Origin of the sequence: Sphingomonas sp. (assembly GCF_041661825.1) — a bacterium.
Taxonomy (GTDB): domain Bacteria; phylum Pseudomonadota; class Alphaproteobacteria; order Sphingomonadales; family Sphingomonadaceae; genus Sphingomonas.
The window spans coordinates 10,543-22,071 of sequence record NZ_JBAZTU010000001.1 but is presented as its reverse complement, the minus strand read 5'-3'; the positions used below and the strand labels follow the sequence as shown (position 1 = coordinate 22,071).

The 11,529-nt window shown below is 65.6% G+C and carries 5 protein-coding genes; 4 read left to right on the top strand and 1 reads right to left on the bottom strand.

Annotation, left to right across the window (positions count from 1 at the left end):
• Positions 1–33 precede the first annotated feature (33 nt).
• Positions 34–1,647 (top strand): phytoene desaturase family protein, encoded by a 1,614-nt coding sequence (locus WC729_RS00065; RefSeq protein WP_372848268.1) that lies wholly within the window; start codon positions 34–36, stop codon positions 1,645–1,647.
• Here the strand turns inward: WC729_RS00065 and WC729_RS00060 are convergent.
• Positions 1,619–2,932, bottom strand: coding sequence for an amino acid permease (locus WC729_RS00060; protein ID WP_372848266.1), 1,314 nt, complete (start codon positions 2,930–2,932; stop codon positions 1,619–1,621). The two genes, WC729_RS00065 and WC729_RS00060, sit on opposite strands and share 29 nt — an antisense overlap.
• Positions 2,933–3,002: 70 nt before the next feature.
• Here WC729_RS00060 and WC729_RS00055 point away from each other — a divergent pair, with 70 nt between their 5' ends.
• The 3 genes from WC729_RS00055 to WC729_RS00045 all read left to right on the top strand — a co-directional run bounded on the left by WC729_RS00055 (position 3,003) and on the right by WC729_RS00045 (position 11,524).
• Entirely contained in the window at positions 3,003–4,619 is a 1,617-nt protein-coding gene (locus WC729_RS00055) for a sulfotransferase (protein ID WP_372848264.1), read from the top strand.
• 116 nt (positions 4,620–4,735) lie between these two features.
• Positions 4,736–7,318, top strand: coding sequence for a TonB-dependent receptor (locus WC729_RS00050; RefSeq protein ID WP_372848262.1), 2,583 nt, complete (start codon positions 4,736–4,738; stop codon positions 7,316–7,318).
• A 396-nt stretch (positions 7,319–7,714) separates the two neighbouring features.
• Positions 7,715–11,524, top strand: coding sequence for a LamG-like jellyroll fold domain-containing protein (locus WC729_RS00045; RefSeq protein ID WP_372850963.1), 3,810 nt, complete (start codon positions 7,715–7,717; stop codon positions 11,522–11,524).
• The last annotated feature ends 5 nt before the right edge of the window (positions 11,525–11,529 follow it).

The following is an 11,529-nucleotide window of genomic DNA, read 5'->3' as shown; positions in this document are numbered from 1 at the left end:
TCTCGACTTCGCTCGAAACGAACGGGTGGCTGAATGACGAAGAAGTACGACGCGCTCATCATCGGCGGTGGCCATAACGGCCTGGTCTGCGCCTTCTATCTCGCCCGCGCAGGCCTAAAGGTCCGCGTGCTCGAACGTCGCGCGATCGTCGGCGGGGCGGCCGTCACCGAGGAGTTCCACCCCGGCTTCCGCAACTCGACCGCGAGCTACACGGTCAGCCTGCTCCGCCCCAAGGTGATCAAGGACATGCGGCTGCACGAGCGCGGCTGGCGGATCATCGAGCGGACGATCTCCAACTTCTTCCCCAACGAGAAGGGCTATCTCAAGCTCGGCGGCGGCGAGGACCGTACCCGCGCGGAGTTCGCGCGCTATTCGCAAAAGGACGCCGACACCTTCCCGAAATATGAGGAAGCGCTGGAACGCGTCGCCGAGGTGCTGCGCGACATGGCGCTCAAGACTCCGCCCAACGCCGGCGGCGGCATCCGCGCGCTGATCGCCGCGGCGGCGCAGGGCAAGCGCCTGGCCGGCATGTCGATCGAGGCGCAGCGCGACGTGATGGACCTGTTCGTCAAGTCGGCGCGCGATTTCCTCGATAGCTGGTACGAGGACGAATATGTGAAGGCCGCGTTCGGCTTCGACGCGGTCGTCGGCAATTATGCCAGCGTCGACACGCCCGGCTCCGCCTATGTCCTGCTCCACCATGTCTTCGGCGAAGTGAACGGCAAGAAGGGTGCCTGGGGCCACAGCGTCGGCGGCATGGGCGCGATCACGCAGTTCATGGCGGAAGCGTGCACCGACCTGGGCGTCGAGATCAGCCTCGAGGCCCCGGTCGCGAAGGTATTGGTCGACGGCAACCGCGTGTCGGGCGTGAAGCTGGAGAATGGCGAGGAGATCGCGGCCGACATCGTCGCGGCCAATGTCGGCCCGGCTTTGCTCTATCGCCAACTGGTCGACCGCAGCGACATGACCCCGGAATTCGCCCGGCGCATGGACAATTTCAAGACGGGTTCCGGCACGTTCCGGATGAACGTCGCCTTGTCCGAGCTGCCCGATTTCTCGGTGCTGCCGGGCAAGGACGTGGCCGAGCATCACACCTGCGGCATCATCATCTCGCCGACGCTCGATTATATGGACAAGGCCTTCACTGACGCGAAGGCCAAGGGCTGGTCGGACGAGCCTATCGTCGAGATGAAGCTGCCGACTTCGATCGACGACAGCCTGGCGCCCCCGGGCATGCATATCGCCAGCCTGTTCTGCCAGCAATTCGCACCCGAACTGCCAAATGGCCGTTCATGGGACGACGAGCGCGAGAAGGCGGCGGACCTGATCATCGATACGGTCACGAAGCACGCGCCGAACTTCAAGGGCGCGGTCATCGCGCGGCAGATCCATTCCCCGCTCGACCTGGAGCGCAAGTTCGGCCTGATCGGCGGGGACATCATGCATGGGCACATGTCGCTCGACCAACTCTGGGCAGCGCGGCCGGTGCTCGGGCACGGCGACTATAGGTCGCCGATCAAGGGTCTCTACATGTGCGGCGCGGGCACCCATCCGGGCGGCGGCGTGACCGGCGCGCCCGGGCATAATGCCGCGCACGAGATCATCGCGGATCGCGGCATCATGGGGCGGTGGCGGCGCTGGAAGTGACGCGGCCGCGCCGGACGGACCAATAGACCGGCAGGCCGAGCAGCAGCAGCGCCAGGCCCCAGAGATCGGCCTTGAGGCCGAGGCCATAGACCATCCAGACGACGAAGACCGTGGCGATCGCGGCGGCAATCTTCAGGGGTACGTCGTCGGGCAGCAGGCGGATCGCCGCCAGCGCGCAGGCGAGATAGGCGAGCATGCCCGAGGCGAGCGAGATCGAGGCGATGTCCTGGAAGAGCTGCCCCATCGAGCTGGCATAGTTCATCAGCGTCACCACCGTGACGAGCAATCCCGAGACGAGATGGGCGCGGGCCGGCGTGCCGAAACGGCTTTCCTTGCCGAACCAGGCCGGAAACACGCCCCCGCGCGCCATCGCCCAGGGCATCTCGCCCTGCAGCAGGATGAAGCCGTTGAGCGTTCCGAAGGCGCTGATCGCAGCGAACAAAGCGACGATCTCGGCGGTGCGCGGCCCGAAGCTGCGGCCGAGGAACTCGGCGATCGGGGCGGGGGAGGCGGCGGTGATCGCGGCGGGCATCATGAACATGACGGCGCCGGAGACCAGGACATAGACGACCCCTGTCAGCACGGTGCCGATCAGCGTGACGCGCGGCACGACCTTGGCCGCATTCTCCACCTTGTCGGCCGGGACGGTCGCGGATTCGACGCCGAGAAAGCCCCAGAAGGTGATCGCCGCCGCGCCGGCGATCGCGCTCGCGCCGAGCGGCACCGGCGTGCTGGCCGCGATCGCGCCGCCGCCGTCGCGCAGCAACAGCCACGCCGCCAGGATGATCACGCCGGCGAGCGGCACCAGCTTGAGCAATGTCGTCACGAACTGGACCTGGCCGGCGAGGGCCACCCCGCGGATGTTGACCGCGATCAATATCCAGATGACCGCGAGCGCGGCCATGGCCGGCAGGCCCGGCGTCGAGCCGAGTGCCGGCACGATCAGGCTGAGCGCGCTCACCACGGCGACCGCGATCGCGGCGTTGCCGGCCCAGATCAGCACCCAATAGCTCCACGCGACGGCGAAGCCGATGCCCGGGCCGAACGCCGCCTGAGTGAAGGCATAGGGCCCGCCGGCGAGGGGAAGCTTGGCGCCGAGCCGCGCGAAGACGAAGGCAAGGCACAAGGCGCCGCCGATCGTGACGATCCAGCCGATCATGCCGTTCCAGCCGAGCGGCGCGAGCGTCGCCGGGAGCATGTACACGCCCGACCCGATCATGTTGCCGACCACTAGCGCCAGGCAGGTCCAGAAGCCCAAGGCGGCGCGTGACGGCGATGTGGACATAGGCGATCTCCCCGATACCGCACTCTACGGCTTGATCGGAAGCGCGCACCATGTTTCTTGGGAACACCTCATGGCAAGCATTCCCCCCTCGCAACCCACCTGGCAGCCCGAGAGCAGCCGCTGGCCGCCCCGGCTGATCGATGCCGCGCTCGCGCTGCACGACAATGCCCTGTCGGTCGCCGAGCCGCTGCTGCGCGCGCACCTGAAGGAAGACCCGTTCGACGTCGCCGCGATCCGCATGCTCGCGGAGCTGGCCGGGCGGATCGGGCGCTACAAGGACGCCGAGACGCTGCTGCGCCGCGCGCTCGAGCTGTCGCCCGCGTTCACCGCGGCGCGCGCGAACCTGGCGATCGCGCTTTACCGGCAGAACCGCCCGACCGAGGCGATCGCCGAGCTCGATCTCGTGCTCGACGACGAGCCCGACAATCCCGGCCACGCCAATCTCAAGGCGGCGGCGCTCGGCCGGATCGGCGGGTTCGACGAGGCGATCGAGCTGTACGAAACGGTGCTGAAGAGCGCGGGGAAACAGCCCAAGGTCTGGATGAGCTACGGCCATATGCTCAAGACGGTCGGGCGGCAGGCTGACGGCATTGCCGCCTATCGTCAGGCGATCGCACTGACGCCCGAGCTGGGCGAGGCGTGGTGGAGCCTCGCCAATTTGAAGACGGTGAAGTTCGACGAAGCGGATATCGCGGCAATGCAGACGGCGTTGACGCGCGCCGACATCTCGGATGAGGACAGGTTCCACCTCGACTTCGCGCTCGGCAAGGCGTTCGAGGATCGCAAACAGGCACCGGAAGCCTTCGATCATTATGCCGCGGGCAATGCGCTCCGGCGGACCAAGATCGACTATGACGCCGACGAGACCGAGACCTTTGTCGACCGCAGCATAAAGCTGTGCACGCCCGCTTTTTTCACCGCGCGGGCAGGGCAGGGAAACGACGCGCCCGACCCGATCTTCATCCTCGGCATGCCGCGCGCCGGATCGACTCTGGTCGAGCAGATCCTGTCGAGCCATCCGCTGGTCGAGGGTACATCCGAACTGCCCGACATCCCCGCACTGGCGCTGGCCGTGGCCAATTACCCGCAGCGGCTCGAGGCGTTGGCCCCGGAGCGGCTAAAGGCCTTGGGCGCTGAATATCTGCGCCGCGCCAGCGTGCAGCGGCGGACCAACCGGCCCTTCTTCATCGACAAGCTGCCCAACAACTGGGCGCATCTGCCGTTCATCCACCTGATCCTCCCCAACGCGACGATCATCGACGCGCGGCGCCATCCGCTCGGCTGCTGCTTCTCCAACTTCAAACAGCATTTCGCGCGAGGCCAGGCGTTCAGCTATTCGCTCGAGGATATGGGGCGCTATTACCGCGATTATGTGCGGTTGATGGCGCATGTCGATACGGTGCGGCCCGGCCTGGTCCACCGCGTGATCTACGAGCGCATGGTCGACGATACCGAAGCCGAGGTACGGGCGCTGCTCGCTGCGTGCGGGCTGGAATTCGACCCGGCTTGCCTCGATTTCCACAAGACCGAGCGCGCGGTGCGCACCGCCAGCTCGGAACAGGTGCGCCAGCCGATCTTCCGCGAGGGCACCGAGAGCTGGAAGCCGTTCGAGCCCTGGCTCGACCCGCTCAAGGCGGCGCTGGGTGATGTTCTCGGCAAGTATCCGGAAGTCCCCAGCGACATCTGAACGTTGCAAAACTGTCACGATGCGGCCGCGAAATGATTTCGCATGCTGCACCCGATTGACGGATGTTGCGAGTGCGAACAGCATCCCCTCAGATATATAACATCGGGGGTATCACGATGCTCGTCACCAAGCGTAAACTCGCCGTCACCGCCCTGTTGGCGTCCGTCGCCAGCATCGCGACACCTGCCTTCGCGCAGTCGACCGACACCCAGGAAGCGGCGTCGGCCTCCGAGCAGGACGACATCATCGTCACCGCGCAGAAGCGCGAGGAGAATATCCAGAACGTGCCGATCAGCATCCAGGCGATCGGCACCAAGAAGCTCGACCAGCTCAACATCGCGAACTTCGCCGAATATTCGCAGCTGCTGCCGTCGGTTTCGTTCCAGGCGCTCGGCGGCACGCCCGGCACCAACGTCGTCTATATGCGCGGCGTCGCGTCGGGTGGCGACGGCAACCATTCGGGCTCGCTGCCGTCGGTCGGCGTCTATCTCGACGAGCAGCCCGTCACGACGATCGGTGGCAACCTCGACGTGCATGTCTATGACATCGCCCGCATCGAGAGCCTCGCCGGCCCGCAGGGCACGCTCTACGGCGCCTCGTCCGAGGCCGGCACGATCCGCATCATCACCAACAAGCCGGACACGAGCGGCTTCTATGGCCGTGTCGACGGCGAGGTGAACAGCGTCAACAAGGGCGGCATCGGCGGCAAGGTGGAGGGGATGATCAACATCCCGATCTCGCCCGATATCGCGTTCCGCGCGGTCGGCTTCTACCAGAAGGACGCGGGGTACATCGACAATATACCCGGTTGCCGCAGCTTCCTGCCCGAGACCAATCCGCTCGGCTGCATCGCGACCAATGGCGGCATCACGGTCAACAATTCGAAGTTCGTGAAGAAGGACTATAACGATACCGAGCTGTGGGGCGGCCGTGCCGCGCTGAAGATCGATCTCGACGAGAATTGGACCGTCACGCCGACCGCGATCTATCAGGATACGCGCTCGCACGGCAGCTATGGTTATGATCCGCGCCTCGGCGACCTGAAGGTGCAGCATTTCTTCCCGGAATATCGCCGCGATCGCTTCATCCAGGCGGCGCTGACGATCGAGGGCAAGCTCGGCAACTGGGACCTGACCTATGCCGGCGCCTATCTCGACCGGAAGACCTTTTCCTCGAGCGATTACACCGATTACGCCGAGGCCTATGACAGCCTGTATTCGCATTACAACGGCATCAGCAGCTATTTCTATTTCCACGATGCAGCCGGGAACACGATCGATCCGCGCCAGAATGTGATAGGCAGCGATCACTTCAAGAAGCTGAGCCAGGAATTCCGCGTCGCCTCGCCGCAGGGCGAGCGGTTCCGCGTGGTGGCCGGCGCCTTCTACCAGCGCCAGAGCAACGAGATCCATCAGGACTATCAGGTCCCGGGTCTCGCGCCCGAACTGTCGGTGAACGGCTTCCCGGGCACGCTCTGGCTGACCCAGCAGCACCGCGTCGACAAGGACTATGCGATGTTCGGCGAGGCGGCGTTCGACATCCTGCCGAACCTGACCTTCACCGCCGGTGGCCGCGCTTATATCTACGACAACTCGCTGATCGGGTTCTTCGGCTTCGGGCGCAATCCGGGCAACGGCTTCTCCGATGGCCCGCCGAACGCCGCAGGCAGCAACCGCACGGGCGTTGCCCAGTGCTTCACGACCTCCGGCCAGCGCCTCTACGACCGCGATACCGACACCTATAGCAGCTCGCTGACGCTGCTGCCGGCGGCGGTGGCGGGCAGCCCCTGTACCAATCTGGCGGTCTATGCCGTCGGACGCGGGCTTCAGCCGGTCAATACCCAGGGCCAGGGCTTCACGCACAAGCTGAACCTGACCTGGAAGCCCGTCGAGGACGTGCTGCTGTACGGCACCTGGTCGCGCGGTTTCCGGCCGGGCGGCATCAACCGCCGGGGCACCATCCCGCCTTATGCCGCCGACTTCCTGACCAATTACGAGATTGGCTGGAAGACGACGCTGGCCGGCGGCAAGCTGCGCTTCAACGGCGCGATCTATCAGCAGGAATGGAAGGCGTTCCAATTCTCCTTCCTCGGCCAGAACAGCTTCACCGAAATCCACAACGGTCCGGATGCGCGCATCCGCGGCGTGGAAATGGATGCCAATCTCAACCTCGGCCCGCTCGTGCTGACGGCGGCGGGGTCGTACACCGACGCGAAGACCAAGAAGAATCTGTGCCTGTATGACGATCCGAGCTTTGCCTGCACCCTGCCGGGGCCGGGCGGGCAGGGGAATTTGATATCGGCGCCGGCGGGAACGCGGCTTCCGGTCACGCCGCGCTTCAAGGCCAACGCGACGGCGCGCTATACCTTCGACCTCGGCACGCTGAAGCCCTATCTCCAGGGCGTGGTCGCGCATCAGAGTTCGGCCTCGTCCGATATCCGCACCGCGGTCATCCAGACGGGGACGTTGTTGGTGGTCAATCCGGCCGAACTGCAGGGGCGCTTGCCTGCCTATACCACCGCCAATTTCGCGATCGGCGCCGAGTTCACCAACTATACGTTCGAGCTGTTCGTACAGAACGCCTTTGACGAGCGCGGCCAATTGTCGCGCTTCCAGGAGTGCGGAAGCTGCTCGCAACGGCCCTATATCGTGCCGATCAACCCGCGCACGATCGGGGTGAGGGCGGGCGCCAAGTTCTGATCCCCGGGCGGCGGGCTCTGTCCCGCCGCCGCTTCACGGATGTGACCCGGGGTATCTAGTAAGCTGCTGAAATAAATCGGAAATGTGGGCGATCGTATCGTTTTGAAGCCCCCGGGAGATACGGGACACATGGTGTCCCATATCTCCCGTCGATCGTCCCCGCACCCGCGTTGACAGGACCCGTGCTGACAGGTCGCGCCTCGATTCAACTCATGTCGTTCCCGCGCTATGCCGCACTCATAATCGAGAACCCAATGTCTGCCCCGGCATGGGAAAGGGAAGGACCAGCCATGATCGTCCTGGCCACCGACGCGTCAGTCGCCAAATTCAGCTACGCAAGCGCGCCTTCCTGACGAACTCACATTGATACCGGTGTCATTGGCTGCCATAGTGGCGATGGAAGGCGGACGTAACCGCCTCCACGGGAGAGCGTCTGTGACATTGGGCCTTCGTACATCCTGGATTGCCTTGGGAATCGCGCTGGCCGCGAGCAGCGCGCATGCCCGGGCAGCGCCTGACCCGACTGGCCTGTTGTTCCGCGCTTCCGCCGACAAAGGCCTGATCGCCGAGCGCGCCGGGGGCGAGGCCGAACCCAATTTCCAGAGCAATGTGGCGATCGTGCCGACCGGCAAGTCGGGTGGGGCGATCCAGTGGGAAGATGACGGCTATGCCGCCTGGCGCGCGCCCGGCAACATCCAGGCCCAGCGCGGCACGCTCTCCTTCTTCTGGCGGCCGCGTACGCCGGTGGGCGAGGCGCCCTTTGCAATCTTCCGCGTCGGCTTCGCCGATCATTCGAGCTGGGACATGGCGTTCCTGCGCATCGACTGGAACGGACATGGCTTCGATGCCTTTGTCACCGACGCGAATCTCGCGCGGAGCCGGGTTTCGTTCCGGATCGACCAGCTCCCTGTCGCCGACCAGTGGAAGCATATCGCCTTCTCCTGGGATGAAGGCATCGGGGTGCGGCTGTTCGTCGACGGCAAGGAAGTTGCGCACAAGGACGGCCAGGCCGATCTCGACGCCGGGCTCGACCAGTTCGGCCTGGCCGGGCGGGTCCTGTCACCGCATCAGGTGCAGAGCCGCTACAATTTCATGCGCGGCAGCGATGTCGACGAGATCCGCGTCTATGATCATATGCTGGGCAGCGCCGATGTGGCGGCGCTGGCCGACAATCGCGAGCCTGCTGCGGCTCCGGCTGCCGGCGAAGCGGCGCGGCGCACGGCATGGTTGCATCGCTTCGGCTGGGACACGGCATCCCCGCCAGCGCTGAACAGCGACACCACCAGCATCCGCAAGGTCGAGTTCGCCGACGCGAAGGACCTGAAGCAGTGGAACTGGAAGGGCGTGGACGGAATCCCCGAGACGACCTGGCCGGGCGTCTACAACCGGTCGCGGCTGGCGGGGCGCGACGACTATTTCATCCTGCCCGACTGGAACACCTATGTGGATGGCGGCAAGGCTTATGACCTGACGGTGCCCGCGGGCGTGCAGTTCAACCGGGTCGAAATCCGTGGTGCCGCCTATGGCGCGCTGAGCTGGTCGGCAGATGGTGCATCCTGGACGACGCTTGGGCGACGGCCGCAGGGTGAGGTACGCAGCGTCGACAGCTTCGGTCGCAAGACCGGCGGCAAGCTGCGCTTCGCCAATTTGGCGCAGGAAACGCCGATCCAGGAAATCTGGGCCTATGACGTGGCCGATGCCGCCGAGCCCGAGGGCAGCTTCAAGCTGAATTACACGGTGCAGGCCAATGCTGCGCCGGCCTTTGCCACGCTCGCGTCGCTCAACGATTATATCGCCGGCCGCTATGCGCCTGACGAACGGACCACGGTGGTGGCGCTGCCGGCAGGCGCGCGTGCCGCCGCCGGTGCCGGCAACGCCGCTGCCACGACGGCGGCCGAGCACCGCGACGGTGCGGCGCCGATCGTCCATGTCCTGATCCCGTCCGGTTTCGGCGAGGCTTTTCCGGGCAAGCCGTCCGCCCGTTCGTGGAACTATGGCTGGGAGAATGTGCATGATGGCCTGGACGGTATCGCGCTCGACATACCGGCGCTGAAGGCGACGCCGGGTGCCGACGGGCTGATCCCGCTCAACATCCGGGTGAAGGACCCGATCTGGCCCGGCCGTGACATGATCGACATATCGGTCTCGGTGCGGCCCGGGCAGAAAAGGACGGTCTGGCTCGACCTGCGCGATCGCATCCTGACCGACGACAGCCTGTTCCTGAGCATTGCCTCCGCCGCGCCCGATTTCGGAGCCCGGTCGATCGACGGCATGCAGGTCCGGCTGGTGTTCAAGGACCGCACGGCCGCGCTGCCCGAACATATCGCCGACCGCTTCAACCAGGTGAAGGACAATTGGGGTTTCCTGGTGGAGGAGCATACCTCGTCGAAGCGCGCCGGGCTCTATCGGCGCCTCCATGCCGATGTCTCCGATCTGCTCAGGGTCGATCCCGACAATGTCGAGGGGCGGCGTTACTGGGCCGATATCAGCTATGGCGAGCAGAACCTGCCGGCCTTCACCCAGCCCCAGGCGCCGGCTGGCGTGCCGCTCTGGGCGTTTCGGCAACTCGAGGATCTGAAGCTGGTCCGCCAGTTCGTGACCTGGTGGATCGACAACCGCCAGGTGCCCTACGGCGATTTCGGCGGTGGTATCTCGGACGATACCGATCTGGTGCAGCAATGGCCGGGCCTCGCGCTGATGGGCGTCGAGCCGGACAAGATCAACGCATCGGTCCGGGCGCTGTCCGATGCTGCGCACCATAATGGCATGATCACCAACGGGCTCGGCACGATCACGACCGATGAGCTTCACGCCTATGAGGAGGGGCTGAACAGCGACGCAGAGCGGCTCTATCTCAACTGGGGCGAGCCAAAGGCGGTCGAACGGCTGATGGCGACGACCCGGGCGCTGGGCGGCGTGATCCTGAAAAACCCGGCCGGGCACCTGCATTTCGCCAGCAACTGGTATGGCGGGCAGAAGATGTACCGCGAGGGGCCATGGGAATGGCAGAAGCCCTATAGCTTCACCGTGATGCACGGCCCTATCCTGATGGGCCTCTACAACGGCAATCCAGCGGCGCGGGGGCTGGTGACCGGGGTCGTCGATGGCTGGATGGCTCATGGCAAGCAGGACAAGGACGGCAACTGGGCCTATCCCAACGAGATCAACTGGCGCACCGATGCCGAGCGCGTCGGCGATGGCGGCGGGGTGGCGACACCGCTGCAATCGGCCTGGGCGGCGTGGCGCTTCACTGGCGACGAGACCTATCTGCGGCCCATCCTGGCGCGCACTGCCAAGAGCGGTCCCGGGTCGCTCGCCGATATCAACGAGAACGTAGTCGATGCGCTGGGCCGCGAGAAGGATTGGGGCAAAACGCTGACCGGCAAAGCGTCCGGTGGCGGGGCGTTCGAACGCTATGCGGCGTGGAACGCGAGCGGCGACACCAAATGGCTGGACGCGCTGCATGCCGATGCGATCGCCGACAAGGCGCAGCATCAATATATGTACACCGAAGGGCATTGGTGGTCCGACCGCGTCGATCAGCCGAACGAGATATTGCAGCGCGAGCGGCTGGGCGGAATCGCCCTTCGCCGCAACCAGAGCTGGCCGGGCAACAGCGTGAGCTGGCGTTTCGCCGAGACAGGCGCCGCGGAGCAGGTGGCGATCCTGGTGCCGGGCGCGACCACGGGCAAGTTCAAGGTGATCGCCTGGAACACCAGCGGCCGACCGCAGAGCGCCGACATGACGGCGTGGAACGTGACCGCCGGGCGCTGGAAGATGACTGGACCCGCCGGTGCGAGCGAGATCGCGCTGGAGCGTAGCGCGACGATCCCGCTGGTCTTCGCGCCGGGCGAGAATGTGTTCGAGTTTGCGCTGGTCACGCCGGGCCTGCCGACCGAGCAACGCGCCGATCTCGGCATCGGCAGCGACGATGTCGTGGTGGCGAAACGGGCGGTCACGGTGACCGTGCACAGTCTCGGCGCGATCGATGCAGCGGGCGGGGCGGTATCGCTCGAGGATGCGGCGGGCAGGGTGCTCGCTACCGCCGCGGTGCCGCGGCTCGCCGCGCCGCTCGATCTTCAACCGAAGACGACGAAGGTAAAGCTGGCTCTGCCAGCCAGTGCAGTGCGGGTTCGTGTGGCGCTGCCGGGCAACGCGCCGGAGACGACGTTGCTCAACAATGTCGTCGCACTTCCGGTCAGATAGACCGT